The following is a 26,302-nucleotide window of genomic DNA, read 5'->3' as shown; positions in this document are numbered from 1 at the left end:
TTAAGCCCTCGTGCTACCCGTGCGATTGCCCCCAACGCATGCACACTATAACGCGACCACAACCTATTTTGGGAACAAAACTTTAGGCAGGTAAGGATTCCCCCTAGGGAACCCGTTCAGGGTCACCGGCCATGTCCTTTAGTAGTGCCAGATCATTGATGACGATAAACCCTTTGGCATATGTCACCACTCCGGCCTTTCGCAGGGCACCGAGGCACTTGTTCACCATTTCACGGGTGACTCCCAACATGTTGGCCAGGGCCTCCTGTGACAACGGCAGGGTCAGCCGCAGGCCGGTCGCAGTCTGCTGCCCATAGCTGTCGGACAGCAGCAGCAGCCTGCGGGCCAGCCGACGCGGCACATCATGGAAGACGGCGTCCTCGATATTCTCCGATACCCAGCGCAGCCGGTCGCACAGAACGATCATCATGCGGGTACACAGGCGCGGGTGACGCTCCAGGAACGGAATGAAGTCGGCGCGGTCGATGCGGTAAAGCTCGACCGGCCGCAGGGCGATCGCGGCGGCTGTGCGTTCCCGCCCGTCGATCAGGCCGATCTCGCCCAGGACATCGCCGGCTTCCAGGATGTTGAGCAGCATCGTCTTTCCGTCCGCCGAGGAGGTGCGGATGGCGATCTGTCCCTTCAACACGGCGAACAGGCTGTCGCCGGGGTCCCCCTTATCGAAGATGATCTGGTCGGCATCAAAGCGGGCAATGCGACCCAGCGTCAGCATTTCCGTCATCTGACCGGCATCGAGTTCCCCGAGCAGCCGGTTGCGCCTCAGCACCGCCGCAACATCCATCGGCGCGTTCATCCGTCCGTCCAGGCACAGTTTCGCGCCGGGCTGGCAGTCATCGCCACCCCGGCGCGATCAGTCTAGCCGATACGCCCTTACATCGCGAGCGGAGCCGCGTCGCGCAGGGCACGCTCCCAAAGGACGGTGCGCTCGAAGTGGAAACGAGCCTCCGGCGCCGCATCGTCACCGGTCGGACGGCCGAGCCGTCGAGCCATGGTGCGCAGCATCGCCTTGGCGTCCTCGCGCTTCTGGTCGAACCGGCCATGCGGCAGCCAACCGCGGAAAGCCGCCAGTTCGCCCGCCGAAAGGCCGATATCGGCACCCAGCCGCAGCATCCGGCCGTAGCCGCGCTCGCGGTAGGGCAGTTCCTTGGCGATCGATTCCAGGCGGAGGGCCGTTTCGGCGGTCAGCACCCGGTCTGCCATTGCGTCGGACAGGGTGCGGCGGATGTTGACCATGGCCTCAGACAGCGAGGTGTAGCCCAACTCGGCCGGGCCGTGGATCACCGCCACCTCGTCGTCGTCCTCCAGCCGGCCGTCGCGGAACGCCTCGAAGATGGCGCCGACGCCGATCATGCCGAAGGGGTACAGCTCCGCCGCGCGTAGCGCCCCCATGCTGGAGGCACCGAACACCGGAATGCCGGCATGGATGGCGTAGAGGATTTCCTTGTGCCAGACCGACGGCACGCTTTCGAAGAAGCCGTCGATGATGCCGATGGCCGCCGGCTTTTCCGCACACAGCCGCAACACGTCGCCCTGGGCGACCGGCGGCAGATAGGTGGCGTCCAGCTCCAACGCCGCATCCTCGCGCGGCAGGGTGGGGCCGAGGAAGACATAGACGCCGCTCATGCCGCCTTCTCCATGGCTTGGGTGCCGAGCGCGCGCAGACCGCGTTCGCCCAGCAGGTAGTCGGGGGATTCGTCGGCACCCTCCAGCCCCGGAACGACGACGCGCACGACGGGGATGCCGAATTCGGGCTTGGTCAGGTCGACCGCCACCGCTTCCTCGATCCCGACCGCGCGCAGCCGGTCGAGCTGGTGGGCGAGGTCGGCCTCGATGGTGGGGGCGGTGCTGGTCGGACAATGGTGGAAGGAGCGCCGGCCGGCGCCCTCCACGATCATGGCCTTCCAGCGGGCGTGGTGGGCAGGGTCGAGGTGGCGTTCGTATTCGGCCCGGGGCATGTCGTCACGGGCGCCGGCGATGAAGGTCAGGCGGCTCTGTGCCGCTTCGGTCAGGGCGCGGGACAGGGCGATCTCGCGCGCCGCATGACAACCCATGCCGGTGGCCGGACGGATGGAATGCTGGGGCATTTCCTCGCGTTCGACGATGCGGCAGAGGAAGGCGGGCAGGCCGACGTCGCTGGTGGTCTCCCACACGCCGACGGCGACCCCGGCCGCCTCGAAGCGGTCGATCAGCGAGCGGCAGACCGGATCGTCGATGCTGTCCAGGTCGATGCGGGTCGCCGCCTGGGCCACCGGGTCCTGCAGGCGCCACAGGGTGGTCGCGTCGCGCTCCACCAGTTCGGTGACGGCGTGGCTGATCGCCTCCACCTTGTGGTTTCCCGACGCCAGCCCGTTGGATCCGGCCAGGAAGGCGCCGTGGCCGGGGGCCATCGGCACGGTGAAATTCAGGTGGACCATCTCGAACGGAACCCATTTCGGGCCGCCGTTCAGCAGGTCCTGCCCCTCGATCCACAGGATGGGGCTGTTGGGGTTGAAGCTGCCGGTCGACAACCGGGGCAGGCGGTCGACGTCCACCACCGGATGGGTCCAGCGCAGCTCCTCGAAACTGGCGAACTTCAGCGGCAGGGTGATGCGTTCGGCGTGGTAGCTCTCGATCGACTCCATGACACCCGACGCCTTGGCGGCGGCGAGCGTCACCCCCTTGCCCTGCGACACCGAGATGGAGCGGGAATTCGGTCGTGTCACCATCACCACCGGAATGCCGACGGCATCCAGCCCGGTGACGTTGGCGACCCGGGTGATCCCCATGATCGGCAGGAACGGGGCGACCCGCGCCAGGGTCTGTTCGGGCGCCATGACCCGGTGGGTGCCGACCGTGTGGGCCTTCACCGCATCCGAAGCGGAGGCTTTGACATCGAGCAGATCGAAGGGCATCGCGGCTTGTCCGGGGTGGAGGAAAATCGAGAGGGCGCGTCCCGTTCCCGGGTCCGTGGCCGGTCAGCACCAGTGCGGTGCTGGTGGCCACGGTCCGAAGAACCGGAACCGGGAACCCGATCAGGCGCCCGGAGCGATCATGGTACGGGCAGCCTCGTGGTCTGCGGTTTCGAAACCGGCGCGATCACCCGAGCGAATATGGGTACGGGCGGTGGCGATAGCCGTGTCGGCAATTTCCGAAACCCCGTGTGCGGTCACGCTATACAGACGGCCATCGGCGCCACGGATCATCGACGCCTGCGAAATCGACATGTTCATATGAAAGTCCTTCATGTGTGTGGCTGACAGACAAACTCTTCACATGCAAAGGAATATCTTGCTGTGAAAAACTTCACAGTGCTCGAATCGCGATCAGTGTAGAGATCTCAGGAGACAACGTCATTCCGTCCAGCTTTAGGAGCGGTCTATGCGATTTCACAGAAAATCTTTATCTGATGCGTCGTATGGCACTGATCTGCGCAGCCTAATGGTGTGGCCGTCGGTGGTCTCCCGGACCATCCCTCTCATGGATCGGCGCGCAAAATTGCGCTTGGAAATGGCGATCTGGAGTGGATTGGACGAAATAGCAAAAAAAGAAGAGCGCCCTGTCCGTGATCTCTGTCAAGAAGTAGATGCTTCGCGGCCAGCCACGATGCCGTTAACGAACGCAATCCGCAGCTATGTGCTAGATTATTTCCGGCAGGCGGAGATTCGCTAATTGTGCATAAAGGTTTAGTTAATAACCCTTTCCTGATCGCTGACTCCGAAATTTTTTCTGTTCAATGTTCTAGAGCACCTGTCCGCGATGCGAATCAAAGACAACGCTCTTGCATTCTTTTCTGCAATTTCTAAACGTTTTTTTGTCTCACCTAAACTGTTGTGCATAATAAAATTTACCTCCGCTTCAAGTGCTTCTGCCTTAGCCAAATAGCCAAGTCTAGCTGTTTCAGATGCCGACTTCCGGACGAATGCAGCCCGTATTCTTGCCTGTTCCGGCGCGCCTGCTAGAAGGTGTGTTTCAGCAAGCCAAAGATGTACCTGACTAATATAGGCATTGACCCGCTCCTGTTCAGCAATCGCCAATCCCTGCTGAAAGAGCGCAAGGCCATCATTGATCCTACCGGTTAGAGCGTTTGCATAGGCCACAGCTCCCATCAGAAATGGCTTATGCAGCTTTGAATGTATCGACTCGCACAATTCTAGTGCCGATTCAAGGTAGGGCATTGACTGGATCGGGTTCCCTAATAATAGATAAGTCCACCCAATGTGCTCGTAGGCATAGAGCCGAGAAAAATTGTGATTGCTTGCATCTGCAGCAACGACGGCGTCAATAGCCATGCTGATCGCTTCGCATTCAAGGTCAATTTCGGCACAGTTTCTTGCAAGGTTAGCGCAAATTCCAACCTTTGCGACAACGGCAAGTCCAAACCGCTCATGGAGACAGTTATTGGGCAACATCTTGCGAGCGGATCGAAGCAAATTCCGTCCTTCTAAATAGTGACCCTTTTCTGCCAATATGCCACCTAGGCGTCCAAGAAGCTGTATCTGTGTCTTGCGATCAAAACTCCCATCATTGGCTGCTAGCCCTTCGCGGCTGTATTGAACAGCTTTATCTATATTGCCGTTCGACCACTCTACTGCAGCAAGCATTGACGACACCCGCGCATAGCGTCGCGGATCTCCGAGAGTAAGAGACAAGTTGCGAGTTTCGTTAAGAAGTGGACCCGTATCTGTAAAGCCGCGCGGCATCCGCGCGCGTGATAATGAAATAGAAGTATCAATCCGCCGCAACCGGTTGCGCGGTGTGTCCAGGCATCGGTCAAGGGCAGTCAAGGCGTTCCGGTAATGCCGGCTCGCGTCCTCCAGCCGGGAGCGCAGTTCCGCCCGCACGCCCGCCCGCCGGCCGAACAGGTGCGCGGCCGGCCAGTTTTCCGCCTTGAAGGCGTGGTGAGCCAGCAGGTCCAGGCGGTTGGGCAGGTCGGCGTCGCGGCGGTGGCGCAGCGCCTCCAGCACGCGGGCATGAAGCGCCCGGCGGTCGGACTTGGTCAGGGTGGCGTAGGCGACCTCCTGGATCAGCGCATGCTTGAAGGAATATTCCAGGTTGGGCAGCAGGCGGGTGCGCAGCACGAAGCCGGCGCGCTCCAGATAGGCCAGAGTGTCGGACAGGACTGGCATGGGCAGGCAGGTCAGCGCCTGCAGCAGCCCGACATCGAAGGTGGTGCCGATCACGGCGGCATTCATTAGCAGCCGGCGCCGTTCGAGCGTCATCAGGTCCATGCGCTCGCCCAGCAGCGCGTGCAGCGTGCGCGGCAGCTTGTCGACCACCAGCGGGTCGATCAGCCGGTAGGAGCCCGGCGAACCTTCGATGGCGTTGGCTGTCTCCAGCGTGCGCAGAACCTCTTCCAGATAGAGCGGAACGCCCTGGCAGCGGGTGGCGACCTGGGTCTTCAACTCGACCAGCGACCAGTCCGGCCCCAGCCAATGGGCCAGGAAACGCTGCACCTGATCCGGCGACAGCATACCCAACTCCATGCGCCGCCCGCCCGGCCGGCCGTTCCAGCCCTGTTCCCGCGATTCCGGCCCCAGCGGCGGCGGTCGCCGGGTGGCGAGCAGCAGCAGGCGCGACCCGGACCCCGGCAGCGCTTCCGCCAGCCTGTCCAGCAGCCGCACCATCACCGGCCGCGCCCAGTGCGCATCCTCGACCAGGACCAGCAGCGGCCGGCCCACGACCCCCTCACCATCGGTCTCGGCGCCATCATGCGCTGGGACCGGAGCCGCGAGTTCAAGCGTCGCCCCCACCAGCCCTTCGATGCCCAGCGACAGGCGCTGCGCCGCATCAAGGCCGCTCCACAGCGGGTCGAGCCCCGGCAGGCCGAACAGTGCCCGCACGGCGTCGCCCGCCAGCGAACCGGAGCGGCGGCCCGCGGCCGCGCATACCCAGCCGACGCCTTCCTCGCTGGCACGGCCGGCCACCTGCTCCGCCAGGCTCAGCGCCACCGCCTCGAGGTCGTCGGGATCGGCCAGCCGGCGGATCGGCATTTGCGGCCATTGCAGCAGCGTCCAGCGCCGGCTGCGCGGATCGCGCAGAAACTCCCCCACCAGCCGCGACTTGCCGATGCCGGCATCCCCTTGAAGCAGGAGTTGGGCCGGCGCCCCGGCCTCCACCGAATCGGCGATGGCGAACAGGGTCGCCACCTCCTGCTCGCGGCCGACATAGGGGGCGTCGGTGGCGGACAGCAGGTCGGTGGCGGTGCGGCGGACGGCGCGGGCTCCGTCGAGCAGGAAGGCCGGCATCGGCTCCACCTCGTCGGACAAACGCAGGCTTCCCATCGGGCGCGCCGTCACGCCGACGGGGATCAGGTCCAGCGTGTCGCGGCTGAGCTGCGCGGTGTCGGAGGCGGCGCGTTGCTGCAGCTTGGCGGCCATATGCACGCATTCACCGACGGCACGATAGTCGGTCCACAGGCCGTTGGTCACCACATGGGTCACGGCGTCGCCGGAGCTGATGCCGATGCGAATCTGGAAAAGCGGCTTTCCGTTCTCGTCGCGGGTGGCGCTGAGGATGTCCTGGGCGGCCAGACAGGCGCGCAGGGCGTGGTCCTCCTTTGCGCCGGGGGCGCCGAAGGTCGCCAGGAAACCGTCGCCCAGCATCTGCGTCACCGTGCCCTCGAAACGCGGCACCGCCTCCGTCACGCGATCCAGGATGGAGAGGAGCAGGTCGTCCGCATCCTCCGGATCACGGCCGGCCACGATGGCGGAGGAGCGGACGATGTCGACGAACATCGCCGTTACCACCTTGCGCTCGCGCGGCTTTTCGCCCGGCAGGCGTGATGCATCCTGCCAAGGACGGCCTTCGTCCGTCGCTGTGCTCAACATGGTGTCCGCCATGTCCGCCCCCTTTGCGGAATTCGCGTTGGCATATTAGAGCATGCAATTCGAATTTTGCGAACATCCGAGCGATGTATCGCCCTAAGATTTTCGCGCAGGCGGAAGCCAACATATCGGTGTATGTAATTCGGGGCAAAAAGAAAGCGCCGCGACTTGCGCGGCGCCTTGATTGTTACTTGTGATGAATATCCGTTGTGCCTGACTCGGCCGGGGTTGACGATGGCCGGGCCAACCCGGCTCAGCGGCGGACGGCGATATTCTCCACCTGGGAAACGTCGCGCACGGCGCCGCGGTCGGCGCTGGTCGTCAGGGCGGCATAGGCGCGGAGCGCAGGGGAAACCACGCGGTCGCGGCTGGCCGGCTTCCAGGCATCCACACCCTTGGCGTTCATCGCATCGCGGCGGCGCTGCATCTCCTGGTCGTCGATGGCAAGGCGGATGATGCGGTTGGGGATGTCGATCTCGATGCGGTCGCCGTCCTGCACCAGTCCGATGGCGCCGCCCTGCGCCGCTTCCGGCGAGACATGGCCGATCGACAGCCCCGACGTGCCGCCGGAGAAGCGGCCGTCCGTGACCAGCGCGCAGGCCTTGCCCAGCCCCTTCGACTTCAGGTAGCTGGTCGGGTACAGCATTTCCTGCATGCCGGGGCCGCCGCGCGGACCCTCGTAGCGGATGATCACCACCTCGCCCGCCTTGACGACGTCGCCCAGGATGCCGGCGACGGCGTCGTCCTGGCTCTCGAACACGCGGGCCGGGCCGGCGAAGACGAGGTTGGAGGCATCGACGCCCGCCGTCTTCACGATGCAGCCGTTCTCCGCGATGTTGCCGTACAGCACGGCGAGGCCGCCATCCTGGCTGAAGGCGTTCTCGGCCTTGCGGATCACGCCCTTTTCACGGTCGAGGTCCAGTTCCGGCCAGCGGCGTTCCTGGCTGAAGGGCACGACGGTCGGAATGCCGCCGGGCGCGGCCCGGTACAGGGTGTGGACGGACTGGTCCTGCGTGCGCATCACGTCCCAGCGGTCCAGCGCGTCACCCAGCGTGGGGGCATGGACGGTCGGCGCCTCGCGGTTCAGCAGGCCGGCGCGGTCCAGTTCGCCCAGGATGCCGAAGATGCCGCCGGCGCGGTGCACGTCCTCGATATGGACGTCCGACACCGCCGGGGCGACCTTGCAGACGTTGGGGACGCGGCGCGACAGCCGGTCGATGTCGGACATCGTGAAGTCGATGCCGCCCTCCTGCGCCGCGGCCAGGATGTGCAGGACGGTGTTGGTCGAACCGCCCATGGCGATGTCGAGCGTCATCGCGTTCTCGAACGCCGCCTTGCTGGCGATGCCGCGCGGCAGGGCGGTGGCGTCCTCCTCCTGGTACCAGCGGCGGCAGAGATCGACGGCGAGCCGGCCGGCGGCGAGGAACAGCTCCTTGCGGTCGGCGTGGGTCGCCAGGATGGTGCCGTTGCCGGGCAGGGACAGGCCCAGCGCCTCGGTCAGGCAGTTCATCGAGTTGGCGGTGAACATGCCGGAGCAGGATCCGCAGGTCGGGCAGGAGCCGCGCTCCATCTCCGCCGCCTCCTCGTCGGAGACGGTCGGGTCGGCGGCGGCGACCATCGCGTCGATCAGGTCGACCGACTTGACCTTGCCGCGCCACTTGACCTTGCCGGCCTCCATCGGGCCGCCGGAGACGAAGACCGCCGGGATGTTCAGGCGCATCGCGGCCATCAGCATGCCGGGCGTGATCTTGTCACAGTTGGAGATGCAGACCAGCGCATCGGCGCAATGCGCGTTCGCCATGTACTCCACCGCGTCGGCGATCAGCTCGCGCGAGGGCAGGCTGTACAGCATGCCGCCATGGCCCATGGCAATGCCGTCGTCCACCGCGATGGTGTTGAACTCCTTCGCCACGCCGCCGGCCTTCTCGATCTCGCGCGCGACCAACTGGCCCAGATCCTTCAGGTGGACGTGTCCGGGGACGAACTGGGTGAAGGAGTTGGCGATGGCGATGATCGGCTTGCCGAAATCGCCGTCCTTCATGCCGGTCGCCCGCCACAGGCCGCGCGCGCCCGCCATGTTGCGGCCGTGGGTGGAGGTGCGGGAACGGTAGTGCGGCATGGATCGGTCCTCAGCTGGTCGATTTGGGCGAGTTGGCGAAAGGAATGGAACGAAACGGGTGGGCACCTTAGCAATCTCCTGTCGCGCGCGCCAGAGGCGCGATCCTTTCTCAGGCGCTGGAGGCGCGACATCGGCGTGGCCCTGCCATGCGCGCCGCGAGGATTGCCGATGATAAGCACGCTTATTAGTTCTGTGGCATCGATAAGCAAGCTTATGATATGCCGATGTCCGCCTCCGCCGATGCCCGCTCTGCAAACCCTCACTCGACGAGCCCCCATTCGATGAGCTTGGGTGCCGTCCTGACCGATACGGCGCGGATGATGCGCGTCCGTTTCGACCAGCGCGCCCGCCATCTCGGCCTGACCCGCGCGCAATGGTCGGTGATCGCCACGCTGGCGCGGAACGAAGGGATCAAGCAGGCGGCGCTGGCGGATCTGCTGGAGATCGAGCCGATCACGCTCTGCCGGCAGATCGACCGCATGGAGGAAGGCGGCTGGATCGAACGCCGTGCCGACCCGACCGACCGGCGCGCCCGGCTGCCCCACCTGACGCCGAAGGCGCATGCGGTGCTGGAGCAGGGCCGGGCGCTCGCCACCGGGATTTATGCGGAGGCGCTGGCCGGCCTTCCGTCCGATGCCGAGGCCAAGCTGGTCGAAATGCTGGCCCACATGCGCGCCAACCTGTCCGACCGCCGGACCGAGCCGCCTGAGAAGACGACGGCCGGGAAAATCGCCGCCAAAGCCTGACGCATTCCGCTTTTCTTCCTTCGGGACCCGACCGCAATGACCGCCGTGACCGACCGCGATACCGAAACCCGTCCTGCCGCTCAACCGGCCGCCAAACCCGTCCGCCGGACGCGCTGGCGCCGCTGGGTTCTGATGGCCGCCCTGCCGCTGTTGGTGGCGGTCGGCGGCGGCTATGAGTATGTGGTCGGCGGGCGCTATGTCTCGACCGACAACGCCTATGTCCAGCAGGACAAGGTGACGATCAGTCCGGACGTCTCCGGCCGCATCGTCGAGGTGGCGGTGCGCGAGAACCAGCCGGTCCATCGGGGCGACCTGCTGTTCCGCATCGATGACGAACCTTACCGGCTGGCCCTTCAACAGGCGGACGCCGCGCTGGCATCGGCCCGGCTGAAAGTGGAGCAGTTGCGCGCCGACCTGGGCGAGGCGCAGGCCAAGCAGGCCGCGGCGGAGGAGAAGGTCGCCTTCGAGCAGCGCGAGTTCCAGCGCCAGCAGGACCTGCTGAAGACCGGCGTCGCAGCGCGTGCGACCTATGATTCCGTGCGCCACGACCTGATGGCGGCGCAGCAGGACCTGAACACGGAAAAGCAGGCGGTGGTCAGCGCCCGCGCCGCGCTCGGCGGCGATCCCGACATTCCCACCGACCGCCATCCGATGGTGCTGGAGGCACTGGCGAAGAAGGCGACGGCGCAGCGCGACCTGGACCACACGGTGGTGACGGCGCCGGCCGACGGCGTGGTCAGCCAGACCGACCGGCTGCTGGTCGGGCAATATGCCTCGGTCGGGCTGTCGGCGGTCAGTCTGGTGATGAGCGGGTCGAGCTGGGTCGAGGCCAATTTCAAGGAAACCGACCTGACCCACATGGCGGTCGGCCAGACCGCGACCGTGGTGCTGGATGCCTATTCCGGCCGCACCCTGACCGCCCATGTCGAGAGCATCGGCGCCGGCACCGGATCGGAATTCTCTGTCCTGCCCGCCCAGAACGCCACCGGCAACTGGGTGAAGGTGGTCCAGCGCGTGCCGGTCCGTCTGCGCATCGACGGAACGGATGCCGCCGGCGTGCCGCTGCGCACCGGCCTGAGCGCCGATGTGGAGGTCGACACCCATTACAGCCGGCCGCTGCCGGGCGTGATCGGCAGCGCGGTCGCGGCGATCCGGTAAGGCCTTCGCCCCCACCAACCGACAATCATCCGCAGGCATGCCATGGCCGCCAGCCAATCCCCTGCCGCCCCGCATGAGGTGAAGCACCGCGGCATGATCACCGTGTCGATCATGCTCGCCACCATCATGCAGGTGCTGGACACCACCATCGCCAACGTCGCCCTGCCCAGCATGCAGGGCAGCCTGGGGGCGGCGCAGGACACCATCACCTGGGTGCTGACCTCCTACATTGTCGCCGCGGCCATCGCGACGCCGGCCACCGGCTGGATGGCCGACCGGTTCGGGCGCAAGCGGCTGTTCCTGATCGCGGTGGCGGGCTTTACCGCGGCGTCGGTGCTGTGCGGGTTGGCCGGCAGCCTGACGCAGATGGTCGCCTTCCGGCTGGTGCAGGGCATCTTCGGCGCGGCCCTGGTGCCGCTGTCGCAGTCGGTGCTGCTGGACATCAACCCGAAGGAGCGGCACGGGCAGGCGATGGCGCTGTGGGGCGCCGGCATCATGGTCGGGCCCATCGCCGGGCCGACGCTGGGCGGCTGGCTGACCGACAGCTTCAGCTGGCGCTGGGTCTTCTACATCAACCTGCCGGTGGGGCTGCTCGCCTTCTTCGGCATGCTGGTCTTCCTGCACGAGACCAAGGGCCGGCAGCGCAGCTTCGATTTCTTCGGCTTCGCCATGCTGGGGCTGGCGGTCGGCGCCTTCCAGATGTTGCTGGACCGCGGCGAGCAGCTGGACTGGTTCGGCGCGACCGAGATCTGGATCGAGACGGCGCTGGCCGCCTGCGCCTTCTGGATCTTCGCCGTCCACATCGCCACCGCCCACGGCAACACGAAGACCGAGCCCTTCATCGACCCGGCGCTGCTGCGCGACCGCAATTTCGTCACCGGCCTGATCCTGATATTTGTGATCGGCGTGATCCTGCTGGCGACCATGGCGCTGCTGCCGCCGATGCTGCAGAACCTGCTGGGCTACCCGACGGTCACCACGGGGCTGGTGCTGGCGCCGCGCGGCGTCGGCACGATGATCTCGATGCTGGCGGTGGGCCGGCTGGTGCGCAAGGTGGACGCGCGGCTGCTGATCCTGGCCGGCGTGCTGCTGACCAGCTGGTCGCTGTGGTACATGACCGGCTTCACCATCGTGATGGACCGCAACCCGATCATCATCAGCGGCGTGGTGCAGGGGCTTGGGCTGGGGCTGGTCTTCGTGCCGCTCAGCACCATCGCCTTCGCCACGCTGGAGCCGCGGCTGCGCACCGATGCCGCCAGCCTGTTCAGCCTGATCCGCAACCTGGGCAGCAGCGTCGGCATCTCGGTGGTGATGACGCTGCTGTCGCAGAACACCCAGGTCAACCATGCCAGCCTGGCCGCGCACCTGACGCCGTTCTCCCAGGCGATGACGGAGCAGGTCACCGCGGCGCCCCAGGCGCTGGCGACGCTGAACGCCCAGGTCACGCAGCAGGCGGCGATGATCGCCTACATCGACGATTTCAAGCTGATGATGTATGTCGCGCTGCTGGTGATCCCGATGCTGCTGCTGCTCCGGCGGCCGAAGGCGGGGGCTCCGGCGCCGGAGGAAGCGGCGGTGATGGAGTAGGGGACCGCCGCAATCAGACGGCCGGATCAGGCGGCCATGGTCGACATCGAGCGGCAGCTTTCGGCGCAGCGGCGGCACATGTCGGCGCACCGCTTCATCATGGCGTCGTCGGCCATGCGGTCGCAGTCGTCGGCACAGGCCGCACAGATCTCGGCACAGGCGCCGCAGGTCAGGTGATGGAAGCGGGAGCCGCGGATCATGAAATCCGCGCTGGTGCGGCAGATGTCGACGCAGTCCAGCAGCAGGCGGATATGCCCGGCCTCCGCATGCGCACCGCCCTTGGTCAGGCAATGCGCGACGGTTTCCAGGCAGATCGTGTGGCAGTCGGTGCAGTTGCGGATGCAGTCGTCCATCGACGGCGTGCCGGCCATGACAGGTCCTCCGGAGAAGATTGCAAGTTGGACCTGTCAACCGGCTCCGGGGCCGCAGGGTTCCGCCGGCGGGTGGTGGCGTCAGTCGGCCGATGCGCTCTTGCCGCCGTCCTTCTTCGGGCTGCGCGGAGTCTTGGTGGGGGTTGTCTTGGCGGGCGTCGCTTTTGCGGTGGTCTTGCCAGCCGCTGCCTTGGGGGCATCCTCGGCCTTCGCCTTGGGGGCGGCCGGCTTTGCCTTCGCCGGCTTGGCGGGGGCGGACTTGGTGCCCTCCGCCGGGGTGCTCGCGACCTCGGACAGGGATTCGGCGGCGGCGCGGGTGCTCTTGCCGGCGGCCTTGGAGGTGGCGGGCTTCTTGCGCGATCCGGCGGCCTTTTCGGTCGGCTCCAGCGCGCCGGCGCCGCGGATTTCGGCTTCCGCCTGGGTCCAATGGTCGGAATCGCGGCCGTGCGGGCGGCCCTCGCTCTCCCACAACTCGTGGGCGCGGCGTCGGATACGCTCCAGGATGTCGTCGGTATCGGCCATCGAGTCCCCCATGTGTCTGTCCGGCAATTGTCTGCGCGGCGCGTCTGCCATACCGTATTTTGTGGCAGCGCCCCGCCAACGTTGCAAAGCCACTCGTGAGAGGCACCACGAAAGAGACGGAGAATCCCGACTCCGCCGTTTCATGAGGGCAACACCGCAAGGATCGCACTGGTTCCCGGCGGGAACGGGAGATGGTTCCCAATCGGCGTTTTCCATGCCACAAGGCGCCCGCCGACCTGAACCGTGAGCGCAGCACATCATGACGCCTGCCCCCTCCGTCGCCCGTCCCTCCCTGCTCGACCGTGTCGCGGCGGCGCCCTGGTGGCTGCTGTGCCTGGGGCTGGCCGCGGCGATGGCGCTGTCGGTCCTGCTGGTCGGATTCCGGCTGCCCTATTGGGTCCATTCGGACCAGGATCTGGTGCTGGTCTATCACGGGCTGCTGTTCGGCGACGGGCTGCCGCAGGAGTATTTCGACCATCCCGGCTACGGCTATTTCCTGGTGATCGACGTCTGGTACCGGCTGCTGCATGCGGTCGGGCTGCTGCCGGTCGCCAGCCTGTCGGCCCTGCCGCCGGGCAGCGATGTGGCGGCGACGCAGGCGGTCTGGCAGTCGCTGGTCCAGGCCGGACGGGCGCTGTCGATCCTGCTGACCGCCGCCTTCGCCGTCAGCTACGCCACGCTGCTGCGCGGGCTGCTGGGCGACCGGCGGGTGGCGCTGCTGGCCGGAGTGCTGCTGGCCTTCGGCGTTGGGCTGACCGCGCAGGGGAGGCAGATGCGCACCGACCTGCTGTCGGCCGGCTTCGTCGTGCTGGGGCTGCTGCTGGTCCTGCGGGCGGTGCGGCCGGCGGAAGGGCGCGGCTGCGGCGGCGCGTCGCTGCTGCAACTGGCGCTGGGCGGGCTGCTGGTCGGGCTGGCCATGGTGACCAAGGTGCAGGCGGTGTTCCTGGCGATGGGGCTGCCGGTGGCGGCGATCCTGTTCGGGCGACGGGCGGAGCCGGAGACCGCTTCCGCATCGACCTGGGGCGTGGCGGCCGTGGCCGGGCTGCTGGCGGTCGCGGCGGCGGTGCCGGCCTTCGGGCTGATCCAGGCGGGGTTGGCCGGCTGGGGACGGGCGGTCTATCCCTACACCCCTGTCGGCGGAGGGCTGTCGGGCGGCGGCTATCAGAGCATCGTCGCCGGCTGGGTTCTGGTCGGCATCCTGGTCCATGCGGTGGTGCACCGGGTACCGGTCGCCCGCGCGGTGGCCGGGGCGGCAGCGGTGCTGCTGGGGCTGGCTGTGGGATTGCTGACACTCGACATCCGCTGGAACGAGCAGAACGCGATCGCCGTGGCGAACTTCGTCGAGCACATGTTCGTCTTCTCCTCCTGGCGGCACGGGGCGGAGCTGCAGGGGCAGGGCAACGTGGTGGGGCAGGGGACGCTGGCGCTTCTGCTCGCCGGGATCGGCCGCACCCTGGCGATCCGCACCATCGTCCTTCACCCCGACAACATCCCGCAGACCATCATCGTGGAGTGGTTCGCCCTGGCCGGTTCGGTGGTGCTGTGGCGGCGGGGGGAGAGGCTGGCTGCGGTGCAGGCGCTGTTCCTGCTGCTGGTCGCCTGGGGGCTGGAGGCGCTGTTCTCGCTGCGCGGCTTCCAGCGCGCCTATGCCGCCTACACCGACCCGCTGGCGATCCTGTCCGCCGCCTGGGTGCTGGCGCGGATGCCGGGGCTGCTGGACGGCAAGAAGCCGCGGCGCTGGATCCTGGCAGGAGTGGCGCTGGTGGTGGTCGCGGCCCATGCCTGGCCGATCATCGAGACCCGCAAGCTGCCCAACCCGGTCACCCATTGCGAGTGGATCCCGATCTACATGCCCAAGGTCGCACCGTTTCCCTTCTGCCGTTAGGTGACTCCCATCTCCCGTGCGCGGTCCAGCGCCTCGACCACGCCGGCGCTGTCGATGTCGGCGAAGTCGGGGCGGTGGTGGATCAGCACGCGCGGGCCGGTGCTGTGGATCGGGTCGGAGGCGTCGGAGAACACCACCACGGTGGGGCAGCCGACCGCGGCGATCAGGTGGGTCGGGCCGGTGTCGTTGCCGACCGCCCCCCAGGCCCGGCGCGCCAGCCCGCCCAATTCCGGCACGCTGGTGCGGTCGGTCAGATCGACCGCCTGCGGGCAATACTCCGCGATGGACCGGGCGAGGTCGCTCTCGATGCCCGTGCCGATCACCACCGGAATGACGCCGCGCCCGGCCAGTGCCGCCGCCACCTCGGCATAGCGGCGGACCGGCCAGCGCTTGTCCGGCCGTCCGGGGGAGGAGCCGGGGACCAGCAGGGCGAAGCGCTCCGGCAGTCCGAACTTGGAGATGTCGGCGTCGAGCCAGGACAGGTCGGGCTTCTCGTCCGGCACGATGCCGAAGGGGGCGAGCTGGCGGACATAGCGGTCGCGCACCGGCACCTTGCGCCGGCCTTCATAGCGGTCGGGGTGGGAGGCGCCATGGGCGGTGCCCGACCATTCCGGCCAGGGGCCGGGGAACAGCAGCCGATGATAGAGGTCGGTGCGCGTCTGTGCCTGGAGGTCATAGACGCGGTCGAAACGGTGGGCGCGCAAGACGCGGCGGACCGCCAGATAGGCCGACAGCGAACGCTCGCGCGGGTCCTCCAGCACCTCGTCGAACAGGCCGCTCATCCGAGCGAGCGGGGCGAGGGACGGCAGGGTCAGCAAGGTCACCCGGTCGCCGGCATGGTGGCGGCGGATGGCGGCGAAGGTCGTCTGGGCCAGGAAGAAGTCGCCGAAGGCGCCCAACTTGATGACCAGGATGCGGAGCGGGCGCTTGCTCATCGATTCTTGTCCCCGATACGGGCCCCGATACGGGTTGCCAGGCGCAGCATCAGCGCGGCGGAAAGGAAGCCTGCCATCCACCAGGGCTGCCAGATGCCGTAGGCGGTGCTGCCCATCGCCATCGCCGTGGCGAACAGGGCGAGCGCGAAGGGCTGGTCGCGGCGGTCCAGCCGGGCGGTGGCGGCCAGCAGCAGCAGCATGACGGCCAACGCCAACGCGGCCCCGACCGCCCCGGTCTCCAGCCAGACCTGGAGGAAGGCGTTGTGCGGGTGCAGCGGCAGCAGGCTGTCGCCGATCGGCGAGAACTCCGACACCGCCCCTTCCGGCGGCAGGGAACGCGAGGCGTCGATCCCCTGGCCGAACACCGGGGTGCGCAAGGCGCGGTCGGCCGCATGGCCCCAGATCTCGACCCGGTGCTGGGCGGAGCGGAACAGCAGCGGCGAATGGGCGAGGTCGAGCGGACCGGCGAACAGCAGGGCGGCGGGCAGCACCAGCAGGAAGGCGGCGGTCACCGCGGCGGCGAACAGCCGGCGGGTCCAGCGCGCCGACGCGCGGGCGGCGGCCAGCGTGACCAGCCCGGCGGCGATGCCCAGCATGGCCGAGCGGCTGGTCAGCGGCAGGCAGGCCAGCGCATAGCCGACCGGCACCAGCAGGGCCAGCGTCCGCCGCCCGAAGCGGTCGACCGCCAGGGCGGCCGGCCAGACCAGCAGGCAGAGCAGCGCCGCCGTCCGCTTCGGCACATTGCCGTTCAGCAGGTTGGGCAGCTGGTCGTCGGGGACGCTGTTCCACCAGCGGTTCAGCGGGAAGTCCAGCGCCGCCTCCACCGCGAACAGCAGCCCGCCGGCGAGCCCGCCAGCCAGGAACAGCCCGCCCAGCCGCCGCGCGTCGGCCGCCGGCAGCCCGGCGATCCAGGCGCCGCCGGCCAGCGCGCCGAGCGCGATGTAGCCGATCTCCAGCACCGTCTCCAGCGCGCGGTCCGACGGGCTCCACAGGCAGGAGGCGAGCGCGAGGACCAGGAAGGCGCCCACCGCCGCCACCGCCGGGGTCGGCCGCAGGATGCGCCCGAAGGCCTCGCGCCGGGCCAATCCCGTCAGCGACAGCAGCAGCACAAGGATGGCCCAGACCGGCAGCCCGCGCGGGGCGAGCGCGGCCAATGGCCCCAGCACCAGGGCGGCGGCCCCGGCCAGCCCCCGCAACGCGGCGTCGATCCCGCTGCCGGCTGGGGGCGGGGCGAGAGACGGGGGGGCGGGGCGCGACGCGGTGGCGTCCAGGGACTCGACGGGCATGAACTCGACGCGGATCAGCGGAAACCGGCGGGGACTTAACCGCACTCCCGCCGCGAAAGCAACGGCGCGCGGTCCTTGGCGGCGGCGCGCCGGGCTAGGGGGTTGGAACAGCGTGGAACAGGGTTGCGGGCGCTGTTCCATTGTTTCATCCGGCCGTGGGGTGGTGGGCGGATGGCGCTGGATGGAACGTTTGGAACAGCATGAAACAGGAATCCGGGGGCTGTTCCACTGTTCCATCGGGGGTGAAGCCGTTGGTGGGGAGGGCAGATCGGGCGGACGGCAACCGGTGGGGCATGGCGGTTTCCTCCTGGCGACGGGCGGGATGATATTCCTATCACGGCTGCGGAGGGATAGAAAAAGGTGGATGAAAATCGGGGTTGGGACGTGTCGCATGTAGCTCCCTCTCCCGTCCCGGGAGAGGGAAGGGGCCCGCCGCAAAGCGGTGGGAAGGGTGAGGGGTTAGGCACAGAGCGATGCGGTTCGGGATGCTTGGATTACCCCTCACCCTCCCGATGCTGCGCATGGGTCCCCTCCCTCTCCCGGGGCGGGAGAGGGCGATGGTGGCGACCGCAGCCCATATTGTGTCCCGGATTGCCTTGTGGCGATGCTGACGGTTACGCTCTGTTCCCTTCGTTCGAGGGAGGCGGCGATGGAACACAGCGAAGGGCAGGGGACGGACGGTTATCGGATCCGGGTGATGAGCCGGGCCGACCTCGATCGGGCTGTGGACTGGGCGCGGGAGGAGGGATGGAACCCCGGCCTGCACGACGCCAGCGCCTTCCATGCGGTCGACCCGGCGGGCTTTCTGGTCGGGCTGCTGGACGGGCAGCCGGTGGCCTCGCTGTCGGTGGTCCGCTATCCGGGCAATTTCGGCTTTCTCGGTTTCTACATCGTGCGGCCGGAGGTGCGCGGGCGGGGCTATGGCTGGCGGCTGTGGCAGGCGGGGCTGCGCCATCTGGAGGGCTGCACCGTCGGCCTCGACGGCGTGGTCGCCCAGCAGGAGAACTACCGCAAATCCGGCTTTGCCCTGTCCCACCGCAACATCCGCTTCGGCGGCAGCGTGCCGGACGGCGGGGCGGGCGAGACCGCTCTGGTCGACGCGCGGACGGTGCCCTTCGACCGGCTGGCCGCCTTGGACGCCGGGCTTTTCCCGGCGCCGCGTCCCGGATTCCTCGCCAACTGGATCGCCCTGCCGGGCGCCACGGCGCTGGCGGCGGTGAGGGACGGCGCGCTGACCGGCTTCGGGGTGATCCGGCCCTGCCACAGCGGCTTCAAGATCGGCCCGCTCTATGCGGCGGATGGGACGGTGGCGCGGGATCTGGTGCTGGCGCTGGCACGGGCGGCCGGCGCCGGGCCGGTGTTCCTCGACGTGCCGGAGCCGAACGGGGAGGCGGTGCGGCTGGCGCAGGAGTTCGGGCTGACGCAGCAGTTCGAGACGGCGCGGATGTATCTGGGGCCGGCGCCGGCGACGGATCTGGGGCGGCTGTTCGGGGTCACGAGCTTCGAGTTGGGGTGAGTGGACCTAGCAACGAAGGATTTTCACCATCAAAAGTTCATCGATATAAATCCCATCCACTTTCAGCGCCCGCGGTTCCGTTCCGAACGGCTTGAAACCCAATCGTTCGTAAAAGCCGATGGCCCGTTTGTTCGTCGCCGCGACGGAGAGATGGACTTGCTCGACCTGTTCCTCGGCATGGGCGAGGACGGTTGTCATGACCGCATCGGCCAGGCCGCTGCCTCGCCTGTTCTCGCGGACATAGACGCCCCAAATCATGCCCTTGTGGCGTGACTTGGCCTTGGCGGAGGTCAACAGCCCGGCCGTGGCATCAAGCTGTCCGTCGACGAACCCGCCGACGATGTATCCGCCCGTGATCCAATCCGCAAAGCTGGAGACAGGGCGGTCAACTTCCTCGGCATGGCTCGATCCAAACGCCTCGGGATGCCGCTGGAGGGCTTCAAGTCGGAGCGAGCGAAACTCCTCCGAATCTTTTGGCAGGAGTTGTCTCACCAGTGTCATGAGCCCGCCCTTTCCCGGCCCCTCCGACTATCGTGGGGGTGAGCGTACGACGTGTGTCGCCGGCAGAGCCATCGGCTTATGTGCCTCCCCTCACGCCAGCAAATCGTCGTGCCGGTTGCGCCTGATCCACGTCGCGGCGTAGCTGCAGAGCGGGACGATCTTCAGCCCCTCGGCGCGGGCGGTTTCCACCACGCCTTCCATCAGGCGGCCGGCGGCGCCGGTGCCGCGCAGCGAGGGCGGGGCCTCGACATAGGAAATCACCAGGGTCCGGCCGTTGCGGCGGTAGTCGGCGAAAACCGTCTGGCTGCCGACCGCCAGTTCGAACCGGTTCATGGCGCGGTTGTCGGTGACCGCCTGTCCCATCCTGTGCGCTCCGTCGGTTGTGGGGCCTTTCCCTCTTAACAATGGGATGCGGGCAAGAGGCAGGCAGCCCCCCTTTTTCGCGGATGCATCTTCACTCCCAATCCTCACTCCACTTGCCAGCCGCAGGCGGACAGGGCGTTCCGCATGTGCTCCGGTGCGGGGGCGACGGCGCTGACCGGAGCGAATTCGAAGGCCATGCGGAAGGCGACGGAGCGGGCCAGCAGATGCAGGTTGCCGGGCGGACGGCGCTCGGGGCCGTAGAAGGGTTCCCCAACCAGCGGGCAGCCGATGGCGGCGCAATGGACGCGGATCTGATGGGTGCGGCCGGTGCGCGGGCGCAGCTCCAGCCAGGAACGGCCGTCGGCGCCGGTGCCCAGCACGCGGTAGTCGGTGACCGCCGGCTGGCCGGCCGGATCGGGCAGGATGGTCCAGGAGGAGCGGGAGGCACCCGGTTCGATCCGCTTGAGCAGCGGCAGGTCGATGACGCCGGAGTCCGCCTCCGGGATGCCCTCGGCCACCGCCCAATAGGTCTTCTCGACATGGCCGGCGGCGAACATCTGGCCGAAGCGCTTCAGCGCCCAGGGGGTGCGGCCCAGGATCAGGCAGCCGGCGGTGTCGCGGTCCAGCCGATGGGCGAGCTTCGGCGGTTCCTCGTCCGGGCCTGCCCCATCCAGCCCGGCGAGGTGGGGCAGGTACAGCTCCAGATGGTCGGTGATGCGTCCCGCCTTGTGGACGGCCAGACCGGCCGGCTTGTCGATGACGAAGCACTCCGTGTCCCGGTGCAGGACGCGGGCCTGCAGCTGGTCCGCGGTCAGCGAGGGTGGAGTCTGCGAGGGCGGGTTCGGCAAGATGGAGGTACGCGAGTCGGAGATCATGGCCGGCACCATGACCGCCGGCGGGCCGCCTGCGCAAGTATTCGTAACGGATCGTCATACGGAAAGTTTGCCAACTGAAGCATGGCGGCGGACAGCCAGCGGCACGGTGTCGCGCCCGTGGTTTGCCGCGCTTTTCCAAGCGTTACTGCCTATGAGAAAGGTCCGGGCCGACTTCGGACCTTGCGGATAAAGATCGGCTTGTACGAGGACATTCGGCCGGTTTTCTTTTGATTTCGGCCGCCGGGACTAGCCTTTTGCCCGGTCTCGGAAGGTTTGTTGCGCAGTCGCGGAAGGCGTGGCAGAAAGCCGGGAACCACGGTCGTGCCTCCGCCGGCTCCGCTTGCGGCTCTGCGTTCCGTGGCAGATGGATTTGACTTCGCCTCAACCACAAGAGACGTACAATGCGGAAACCCGTGCGCAAGGTGGTGTTCCCGGTCGCCGGTCTCGGCACGCGCTTCCTGCCGGCCACCAAGGCCATCCCGAAAGAGATGCTGCCCCTGGTCGACCGCCCCCTGCTGCAGCATGCCGTCGAAGAAGCGCGCGCCGCCGGCATCGAGGATTTCGTTTTCGTCACCGGCCGGTCCAAGCGCGCCATCGAAGACCATTTCGACGCCGACACCGAGCTGAACCGCACGCTTGAAGAGCGCGGCAAGATGGACGCGCTGGAGGAGGTCCGCCACAGCGAGATCGCTCCCGGCCGCTGCTTCTACACCCGCCAGCAGGTTCCGCTCGGCCTCGGCCACGCCGTGTGGTGCGCCCGCGCCCTGATCGGCAACGACCCGTTCGCCATCGTGCTGCCCGACGACTTCGTCCAGGGCAAGACCCCCTGCCTGAAGCAGATGGTCGAGGCGTACGAGGAGGTCGGCGGCAACATCGTCGCCGTCGTCGACGTGCCGCGCGAAAAGACCAGCAGCTACGGCATCCTGGACGTCGAGAAGGACGACGGCCGTCTGGCCACCGTCCGCGGTCTCGTGGAGAAGCCGAAGCCGGAAGAGGCGCCGTCGACCCTGTCGATCATCGGCCGCTACATCCTGCAGCCGGAAATCTTCGACCATCTGGAAAAGCAGCAGCGCGGCGCCGGCAACGAAATCCAGCTGACCGACGCCATGGCCAACCTGATCGGCACCCAGCCGTTCCACGGCCTGCGCTTCGAAGGCACCCGCTACGACTGCGGCGACAAGGTCGGCTTCATCGAGGCGACGCTGGCCCACGCACTGAACCGGCCGGACATGGCCGACAAGGTGCGCGAGATGCTGCGCAAATATTGCTGAGCGACGGGCTGCAGTCCTGATGCCGTGCCCGCCCCCGTCCCCTGATCCGGACGGTGGCGGGCGCGTGCGTTTGGGCTGCGCATCCGAATACCGAACGATGACAAGAGCCGGGCAGTCGAAATGACCGGCCATGAGGAACGCCCCGCGGTGAAAATTCACCTGGGCATCCCAGAGACATACAGGTTTCCTTTTAAGGACATGAGGGGGACGCGATGCGCATAGCGATGATCGGCACGGGCTATGTCGGCCTGGTCTCCGGCGCCTGCTTTTCGGAGTTCGGCGTGCACGTCACTTGCGTCGACAAGGACGCCGGCAAGATCGAGCGGCTGAAGAACGGCGAGATTCCGATCTACGAACCCGGCCTGGACGACCTCGTCGCCCGCAACGTCGCCGCCGGCCGCCTGTCCTTCACCATGGATCTGAAGGAGGCGATGCAGGGCGTCGACGCCGTGTTCATCGCGGTGGGCACCCCGTCGCGCCGCGGCGACGGCCATGCCGACCTGTCCTATGTCTTCGGCGCCGCCGAGGAGATCGCCCAGCATCTCGACCACTATACGGTGGTGGTGACCAAGTCGACGGTTCCGGTCGGGACGGGACGCGAGGTCGAGGCGATCATCCGCCGCGTCCGCCCCGAGGCCGAGTTCGACGTCGCCTCCAACCCGGAATTCCTGCGCGAAGGCTCCGCCATCGGCGACTTCATGCGGCCGGACCGCGTCGTCATCGGCGCCACGTCGGACCGCGCGGGCGACGTGATGCGCCGGCTCTACCGGCCGCTCTACCTGATCGAGACGCCGATCGTGGTGACCTCGCTGGAGACGGCGGAGCTGACGAAATACGCCGCCAACACCTTCCTGGCCGCCAAGATCACCTTCATCAACGAGATCGCCGACCTGTGCGAGAAGGTGGGCGCCAACGTCCATGACGTGGCGCGCGGCATCGGCCTGGACGGCCGCATCGGCAAGAAGTTCCTGCACCCCGGTCCGGGTTACGGCGGGTCCTGCTTCCCCAAGGACACGCTGGCGCTGGTCCGCACCGCCCAGCAGGTGGGCAGTCCGCTGCGCATCATCGAGACGGTGGTGGACATCAACGACAAGCGCAAGAAGCAGATGGCGGAGCGCATCATCGCCGCCTGCGGCGGGTCGGTGGACGGCAAGACCGTCGCCGTGCTGGGCGTCGCCTTCAAGCCGAACACCGACGACATGCGTGACAGCCCGTCGCTGGACATCATCCCGGCGCTGCAGGCGGCCGGCGCCCATGTGCGCGCCTTCGATCCGGCGGCGATGCACGAGGCCGAGAAGCTGCTGCCCGGCGTGGAATGGGCCAAGAACGCCTACGGCACCTTGGAAGGGGCCGATTGCGTCGCTATTCTCACGGAGTGGAACGAATTCCGCGCGCTCGACCTGCGTCGGGTCAAGTCGATGCTGAAGCGGCCGGTGATGATCGACCTGCGCAACATCTACAACCCCGAGGACATGGCGAAGGCCGGCTTCACCTACAGCTCCATCGGCCGGCCGTCGCCGGCGGGTGGCATGGACCGCGGCTGACGGTCCAAAGACGGCGTCCAACAGAGGACTAACGAGACGATGAGCGAAGCCCATACCTTCCACCCCACGGTGCTGCGCGAGTACGACATCCGCGGCATCGTCGGCAAGACGCTGACCCCCGCCGACGCCCGCGCGGTCGGCCGCTCCTTCGGCACCGTGGTGGTGCGCAAGGGTGGCAAGACGGTCTGCGTCGGCTACGACGGCCGTCTGTCCTCGCCGGAGCTGGAGGAGGCGCTGGTCGAGGGGCTGGTTTCCACCGGCCTGCACGTTCTGCGCATCGGGCTCGGCCCCACGCCGATGCTGTATTTCGCCACCCGCGACCGCGACGCGGCGGCCGGCATCATGATCACCGGCTCGCACAACCCGCCGGACTACAACGGCATCAAGATGATGCTGGGCAAGGGTCCGGTCTATGGCCAGCAGATCCTCGACCTCGGCACCATGGCGGCCAAGGCCGACTGGGAGCAGGGCCAGGGCTCGTCGGAGAAGATCGACGTTAGGGATGAGTATGTCGCCCGCCTGCTGAAGGACTATGACGGCACCCGCGACCTGAAGATCGCCTGGGATGCCGGCAACGGCGCGTCGGGCGAGATCCTGCGCCGCCTGACCGCCAAGCTGCCGGGCACGCATGTCCTGCTGTTCGACGACATCGACGGCAACTTCCCCAACCACCATCCGGACCCGACGGTCGAGGCCAATCTGGTCGACCTGAAAAAGGCGGTGGCGGAGCATGGCTGCGACATCGGCATCGGCTTCGACGGCGACGGCGACCGCATCGGCGCCATCGACCACAAGGGCCGCGTGGTGTGGGGCGACCAGCTGGTCGCGCTCTATGCCGCCGACGTGCTGAAGAGCCATCCGGGCGCCACCATCATCGCCGACGTCAAGGCCAGCCAGGCCCTGTTCGACGAGATCGCCAAGCATGGCGGCAACCCGCTGATGTGGAAGACCGGCCACTCGCTCTTGAAGGCCAAGATGGCGGAGACCGGGTCGCCGCTGGCCGGCGAGATGTCGGGCCACATCTTCTTCGCCGACAAGTGGTACGGCTTCGACGACGCGCTCTATTGCGGCGTCCGTCTGGTCGGGCTGGTCAGCAAGCTGAACACCACGCTGGCGGCCCTGCGCGACGGCCTGCCGGACATGGTCAACACGCCGGAGACCCGCTTCCAGATCGACGAGGAACGCAAGTTCGCCGTGGTCGAGGAGGTCAAGGGCCGGGTCAAGGCGTCGGGCGCCAAGGTCAACGACATCGACGGCGTCCGCGTGACGACCGACGACGGCTGGTGGCTGCTGCGCGCGTCCAACACCCAGGACGTGCTGGTGGCACGCGCCGAGTCCTACAGCCAGGAAGGGCTGGAGCGGCTGAAGGGCGCGCTGATCGAGCAGCTGGTGGCGTCGGGGCTGAGCGCGCCGTCGTTCGAAGGCGGCGGGTCGCACTGAGGGGTGTTTTTTGGGGGGAGTCGTCGGCTGACGGTGCCCCCACCCTAACCCTCCCCCGCTCTCAGCGGACCTATGGTCCGCCTGCCGCGTCAGCACAAAGCGGAGCTTTGTGCGAGAGCTGGGCGGGGGAGGGGATTGGTGCTGATGCGGGAGAGTGTCGCTCTGCGAAGTGGCGGCAGTCCCTCCCCCGCCCAGCGGGGGAGGCTAGGTGGGGGTCTAACGCCCCCTTCACCGAAAACTCGCCAGATGCCGTCTGAACCGCGCCAGGCTCCAGGCGAAGAACAGGGCGCCGATTCCGGCGGTGGCCGCAAATCTCGGCCACACCACGTCGAAGCCGGCGCCGCGGAACAGGATCGCCTGGGCGAAGGCGACGAAATGGGTGGACGGTGACAGCTGCATCGCCGTCTGCAGCCATTCCGGCTCGCTTTCCAGCGGGGTGAAGCCGCCGGACAGCATGTCCATCGGCAGCACGATCAGGATGAACAGCAAGCCCAGCTGCGGCATCGAGCGCGCCACGGTGCCGAGGAAGATGCCGAGTGCCGTCGCGAAGAACAGGTAGAGCGCCGTCCCGGCCAAAAACAGCGGGACCGAGCCGGCCAGCGGCACCGACAGCAGGCCGCGCAGCACCACATAGAGCGCCACCAGCGTCAGGCCCAGGATCACCGCACCATTCGCCAGCACCTTGGCGGTCATGATCTCGGCCGGGCGGACCGGCATCACCAGCAAATGTTCCAGCGTGCCGTGCTCGCGCTCGCGGATCAGGGCGGCGCCGGCCAGCAGCACCGCCAGCATGGTGACGTTGCTGACCACCGCCATGGTGCCGGTGAACCATTTGGTGTCGAGCGCCTCGTTGTAGGCGACGCGGATTTGAAGGCTGACCGGGGCGGCGGCCCCCTCGGCCTCGCGGCGGACGAAGCGGCCGACCTCGTCATCGACGATGCCCTCGATGGTGCCGGCGCCGATGCCGGCTTGCATCATCGCGGTGGCGTCGATCAGCAGCTGGATCGTCGGGCTGCGGCCGGCCAGCACGTCGGCCTGGAAATCGGGCGGGATGTCGAGGACGAAGGTGTAGCGGGCGGAATCCATCGCCGGATCGACCTCGGCATGGCCGATCATCACCGGGGTCTGGAACTCCGGTTGGTGAAAGCTGGAGACCAGACGCTGCGACAGGGTGGAGCGGTCCTCGTCGACGATCGCGATGGCGGCGTTGCGCAGCTCGTGCGAGATGCCGGTCGCCTCGCTGTAGACGGAGAAGGTGAAGGAATAGACGACGAAGCCCAGCATGAAGACGTCGCGCAGCAGGCTGATCCACTCCTTGCGCGCCAATGTCAGGCTGTTGCGGAGGAAGCGCATCATGGC

Annotated in this window: 23 protein-coding genes; 9 read left to right on the top strand and 14 right to left on the bottom strand. The window is 67.4% G+C overall.

Annotated elements, in window-relative coordinates; genetic code table 11:
• Positions 1–103 precede the first annotated feature (103 nt).
• From B9N97_RS32355 to B9N97_RS32340, 4 genes are all read right to left on the bottom strand, one after another.
• On the bottom strand, positions 104–814 hold the full coding sequence (locus B9N97_RS32355; protein ID WP_085091941.1) for a Crp/Fnr family transcriptional regulator: 711 nt from the start codon (positions 812–814) through the stop codon (positions 104–106).
• A gap of 77 nt (positions 815–891) precedes the next feature.
• On the bottom strand, positions 892–1,644 hold the full coding sequence (locus B9N97_RS32350) for a TfuA-like protein (RefSeq protein WP_085091940.1): 753 nt from the start codon (positions 1,642–1,644) through the stop codon (positions 892–894).
• A complete protein-coding gene (locus B9N97_RS32345) occupies positions 1,641–2,912 on the bottom strand; it encodes a YcaO-like family protein (RefSeq protein ID WP_085091939.1) in 1,272 nt (423 codons plus the stop codon). The genes B9N97_RS32350 and B9N97_RS32345 overlap by 4 nt, the downstream gene beginning before the upstream one ends.
• Before the next feature lie 120 nt (positions 2,913–3,032).
• Entirely contained in the window at positions 3,033–3,230 is a 198-nt protein-coding gene (locus B9N97_RS32340) for a hypothetical protein (protein WP_085092335.1), read from the bottom strand.
• A 148-nt stretch (positions 3,231–3,378) separates the two neighbouring features.
• On the opposite strand from B9N97_RS32340, the gene B9N97_RS32335 reads away from it, so the two are divergent.
• Positions 3,379–3,669 carry a ribbon-helix-helix domain-containing protein gene (locus B9N97_RS32335; protein ID WP_085091938.1) on the top strand — a complete coding sequence of 97 codons (291 nt, stop codon included), beginning with the start codon at positions 3,379–3,381 and terminating at the stop codon, positions 3,667–3,669.
• Between the two features lie 14 nt (positions 3,670–3,683).
• Here the strand turns inward: B9N97_RS32335 and B9N97_RS32330 are convergent, their stop codons facing one another.
• Together B9N97_RS32330 and ilvD are read right to left on the bottom strand one after the other, a co-directional pair.
• Positions 3,684–6,839, bottom strand: coding sequence for an ATP-binding protein (locus tag B9N97_RS32330; RefSeq protein WP_085091937.1), 3,156 nt, complete (start codon positions 6,837–6,839; stop codon positions 3,684–3,686).
• A 238-nt stretch (positions 6,840–7,077) separates the two neighbouring features.
• A complete protein-coding gene (gene ilvD, locus B9N97_RS32325; RefSeq protein WP_085091936.1) occupies positions 7,078–8,943 on the bottom strand; it encodes a dihydroxy-acid dehydratase in 1,866 nt (621 codons plus the stop codon).
• 281 nt (positions 8,944–9,224) lie between these two features.
• On the opposite strand from ilvD, the gene B9N97_RS32320 reads away from it, so the two are divergent.
• Genes B9N97_RS32320 through B9N97_RS32310 form a run of 3 tightly spaced genes read left to right on the top strand, consistent with a single transcriptional unit; the run spans position 9,225 to position 12,434 of the window.
• Positions 9,225–9,689, top strand: a complete 465-nt coding sequence (locus B9N97_RS32320) for a MarR family winged helix-turn-helix transcriptional regulator (RefSeq protein WP_244561047.1) — start codon at positions 9,225–9,227, stop codon at positions 9,687–9,689.
• A gap of 36 nt (positions 9,690–9,725) precedes the next feature.
• Entirely contained in the window at positions 9,726–10,847 is a 1,122-nt protein-coding gene (locus B9N97_RS32315) for an HlyD family secretion protein (RefSeq protein ID WP_085091934.1), read from the top strand.
• Positions 10,848–10,889: 42 nt separating this feature from the next.
• Positions 10,890–12,434 (top strand): DHA2 family efflux MFS transporter permease subunit, encoded by a 1,545-nt coding sequence (locus B9N97_RS32310; protein WP_085091933.1) that lies wholly within the window; start codon positions 10,890–10,892, stop codon positions 12,432–12,434.
• A 26-nt stretch (positions 12,435–12,460) separates the two neighbouring features.
• Here the strand turns inward: B9N97_RS32310 and B9N97_RS32305 are convergent, their stop codons facing one another.
• Together B9N97_RS32305 and B9N97_RS32300 are read right to left on the bottom strand one after the other, a co-directional pair.
• On the bottom strand, positions 12,461–12,805 hold the full coding sequence (locus tag B9N97_RS32305; protein WP_085091932.1) for a four-helix bundle copper-binding protein: 345 nt from the start codon (positions 12,803–12,805) through the stop codon (positions 12,461–12,463).
• Between the two features lie 81 nt (positions 12,806–12,886).
• Positions 12,887–13,327 (bottom strand): DUF2934 domain-containing protein, encoded by a 441-nt coding sequence (locus B9N97_RS32300; RefSeq protein ID WP_085092334.1) that lies wholly within the window; start codon positions 13,325–13,327, stop codon positions 12,887–12,889.
• Positions 13,328–13,586: 259 nt separating this feature from the next.
• Between B9N97_RS32300 and B9N97_RS32295 the strand changes: the two genes are divergently transcribed.
• Positions 13,587–15,212 carry a glycosyltransferase family 39 protein gene (locus tag B9N97_RS32295; RefSeq protein ID WP_085091931.1) on the top strand — a complete coding sequence of 542 codons (1,626 nt, stop codon included), beginning with the start codon at positions 13,587–13,589 and terminating at the stop codon, positions 15,210–15,212.
• Here B9N97_RS32295 and B9N97_RS32290 read toward each other — a convergent pair.
• Positions 15,209–16,147, bottom strand: coding sequence for a glycosyltransferase family 9 protein (locus B9N97_RS32290; protein WP_085091930.1), 939 nt, complete (start codon positions 16,145–16,147; stop codon positions 15,209–15,211). The genes B9N97_RS32295 and B9N97_RS32290 overlap by 4 nt on opposite strands.
• Positions 16,144–17,433 (bottom strand): O-antigen ligase family protein, encoded by a 1,290-nt coding sequence (locus B9N97_RS32285; protein ID WP_244561046.1) that lies wholly within the window; start codon positions 17,431–17,433, stop codon positions 16,144–16,146. The genes B9N97_RS32290 and B9N97_RS32285 overlap by 4 nt, the downstream gene beginning before the upstream one ends.
• Before the next feature lie 649 nt (positions 17,434–18,082).
• Here B9N97_RS32285 and B9N97_RS32280 point away from each other — a divergent pair.
• Positions 18,083–18,949 (top strand): GNAT family N-acetyltransferase, encoded by an 867-nt coding sequence (locus tag B9N97_RS32280; protein ID WP_085091928.1) that lies wholly within the window; start codon positions 18,083–18,085, stop codon positions 18,947–18,949.
• A gap of 6 nt (positions 18,950–18,955) precedes the next feature.
• On the opposite strand, the gene B9N97_RS32275 is transcribed toward B9N97_RS32280, so the two are convergent.
• The 3 genes from B9N97_RS32275 to B9N97_RS32265 all read right to left on the bottom strand — a co-directional run bounded on the left by B9N97_RS32275 (position 18,956) and on the right by B9N97_RS32265 (position 20,688).
• The gene (locus B9N97_RS32275; protein WP_085091927.1) at positions 18,956–19,450 is read right to left on the bottom strand and encodes a GNAT family N-acetyltransferase; all 495 of its coding nucleotides are present in this window, start codon (positions 19,448–19,450) and stop codon (positions 18,956–18,958) included.
• Positions 19,451–19,540: 90 nt separating this feature from the next.
• Entirely contained in the window at positions 19,541–19,813 is a 273-nt protein-coding gene (locus B9N97_RS32270; RefSeq protein WP_085091926.1) for a GNAT family N-acetyltransferase, read from the bottom strand.
• 104 nt (positions 19,814–19,917) lie between these two features.
• A complete protein-coding gene (locus B9N97_RS32265; RefSeq protein WP_085092333.1) occupies positions 19,918–20,688 on the bottom strand; it encodes an RluA family pseudouridine synthase in 771 nt (256 codons plus the stop codon).
• A 401-nt stretch (positions 20,689–21,089) separates the two neighbouring features.
• On the opposite strand from B9N97_RS32265, the gene galU reads away from it, so the two are divergent.
• From galU to pgmG, 3 genes are all read left to right on the top strand, one after another.
• Complete coding sequence (gene galU, locus B9N97_RS32260) at positions 21,090–21,959, top strand: UTP--glucose-1-phosphate uridylyltransferase GalU (RefSeq protein WP_085091925.1); 870 nt, start codon at positions 21,090–21,092, stop codon at positions 21,957–21,959.
• Between the two features lie 212 nt (positions 21,960–22,171).
• Positions 22,172–23,503 (top strand): UDP-glucose dehydrogenase family protein, encoded by a 1,332-nt coding sequence (locus tag B9N97_RS32255; protein ID WP_085091924.1) that lies wholly within the window; start codon positions 22,172–22,174, stop codon positions 23,501–23,503.
• Between the two features lie 39 nt (positions 23,504–23,542).
• Positions 23,543–24,943, top strand: a complete 1,401-nt coding sequence (gene pgmG, locus B9N97_RS32250) for a phosphoglucomutase/phosphomannomutase PgmG (RefSeq protein ID WP_085091923.1) — start codon at positions 23,543–23,545, stop codon at positions 24,941–24,943.
• 228 nt (positions 24,944–25,171) lie between these two features.
• Here pgmG and B9N97_RS32245 read toward each other — a convergent pair whose 3' ends face one another.
• Positions 25,172–26,299: an ABC transporter permease gene (locus B9N97_RS32245; protein WP_085091922.1), complete on the bottom strand. Its 1,128-nt coding sequence runs from the start codon at positions 26,297–26,299 to the stop codon at positions 25,172–25,174.
• Positions 26,300–26,302 lie beyond the last annotated feature (3 nt).

This window comes from Azospirillum oryzae, assembly GCF_900177515.1.
GTDB classification, from domain to species: domain Bacteria; phylum Pseudomonadota; class Alphaproteobacteria; order Azospirillales; family Azospirillaceae; genus Azospirillum; species Azospirillum oryzae_A.
This window is presented reverse-complemented; position numbering and strand designations above follow the sequence as displayed.

Coding starts and splice junctions, on each gene's coding strand:
- B9N97_RS32270 (WP_085091926.1), bottom strand. CDS start 19,813: ATGGGACAGGCGGTCACCGACAACCGCGCCATGAACCGGTTCGAACTG.
- B9N97_RS32285 (WP_244561046.1), bottom strand. CDS start 17,433: ATGCCCGTCGAGTCCCTGGACGCCACCGCGTCGCGCCCCGCCCCCCCG.
- B9N97_RS32320 (WP_244561047.1), top strand. CDS start 9,225: ATGAGCTTGGGTGCCGTCCTGACCGATACGGCGCGGATGATGCGCGTC.
- B9N97_RS32315 (WP_085091934.1), top strand. CDS start 9,726: ATGACCGCCGTGACCGACCGCGATACCGAAACCCGTCCTGCCGCTCAA.
- B9N97_RS32305 (WP_085091932.1), bottom strand. CDS start 12,805: ATGGCCGGCACGCCGTCGATGGACGACTGCATCCGCAACTGCACCGAC.
- B9N97_RS32265 (WP_085092333.1), bottom strand. CDS start 20,688: ATGATCTCCGACTCGCGTACCTCCATCTTGCCGAACCCGCCCTCGCAG.
- B9N97_RS32280 (WP_085091928.1), top strand. CDS start 18,083: ATGGAACACAGCGAAGGGCAGGGGACGGACGGTTATCGGATCCGGGTG.
- B9N97_RS32245 (WP_085091922.1), bottom strand. CDS start 26,299: ATGATGCGCTTCCTCCGCAACAGCCTGACATTGGCGCGCAAGGAGTGG.
- B9N97_RS32290 (WP_085091930.1), bottom strand. CDS start 16,147: ATGAGCAAGCGCCCGCTCCGCATCCTGGTCATCAAGTTGGGCGCCTTC.
- B9N97_RS32275 (WP_085091927.1), bottom strand. CDS start 19,450: ATGACACTGGTGAGACAACTCCTGCCAAAAGATTCGGAGGAGTTTCGC.
- B9N97_RS32350 (WP_085091940.1), bottom strand. CDS start 1,644: ATGAGCGGCGTCTATGTCTTCCTCGGCCCCACCCTGCCGCGCGAGGAT.
- B9N97_RS32300 (WP_085092334.1), bottom strand. CDS start 13,327: ATGGCCGATACCGACGACATCCTGGAGCGTATCCGACGCCGCGCCCAC.
- B9N97_RS32335 (WP_085091938.1), top strand. CDS start 3,379: ATGCGATTTCACAGAAAATCTTTATCTGATGCGTCGTATGGCACTGAT.
- B9N97_RS32255 (WP_085091924.1), top strand. CDS start 22,172: ATGCGCATAGCGATGATCGGCACGGGCTATGTCGGCCTGGTCTCCGGC.
- galU (WP_085091925.1), top strand. CDS start 21,090: ATGCGGAAACCCGTGCGCAAGGTGGTGTTCCCGGTCGCCGGTCTCGGC.
- B9N97_RS32330 (WP_085091937.1), bottom strand. CDS start 6,839: ATGGCGGACACCATGTTGAGCACAGCGACGGACGAAGGCCGTCCTTGG.
- B9N97_RS32345 (WP_085091939.1), bottom strand. CDS start 2,912: ATGCCCTTCGATCTGCTCGATGTCAAAGCCTCCGCTTCGGATGCGGTG.
- B9N97_RS32355 (WP_085091941.1), bottom strand. CDS start 814: ATGAACGCGCCGATGGATGTTGCGGCGGTGCTGAGGCGCAACCGGCTG.
- B9N97_RS32340 (WP_085092335.1), bottom strand. CDS start 3,230: ATGAACATGTCGATTTCGCAGGCGTCGATGATCCGTGGCGCCGATGGC.
- B9N97_RS32295 (WP_085091931.1), top strand. CDS start 13,587: ATGACGCCTGCCCCCTCCGTCGCCCGTCCCTCCCTGCTCGACCGTGTC.
- B9N97_RS32310 (WP_085091933.1), top strand. CDS start 10,890: ATGGCCGCCAGCCAATCCCCTGCCGCCCCGCATGAGGTGAAGCACCGC.
- pgmG (WP_085091923.1), top strand. CDS start 23,543: ATGAGCGAAGCCCATACCTTCCACCCCACGGTGCTGCGCGAGTACGAC.
- ilvD (WP_085091936.1), bottom strand. CDS start 8,943: ATGCCGCACTACCGTTCCCGCACCTCCACCCACGGCCGCAACATGGCG.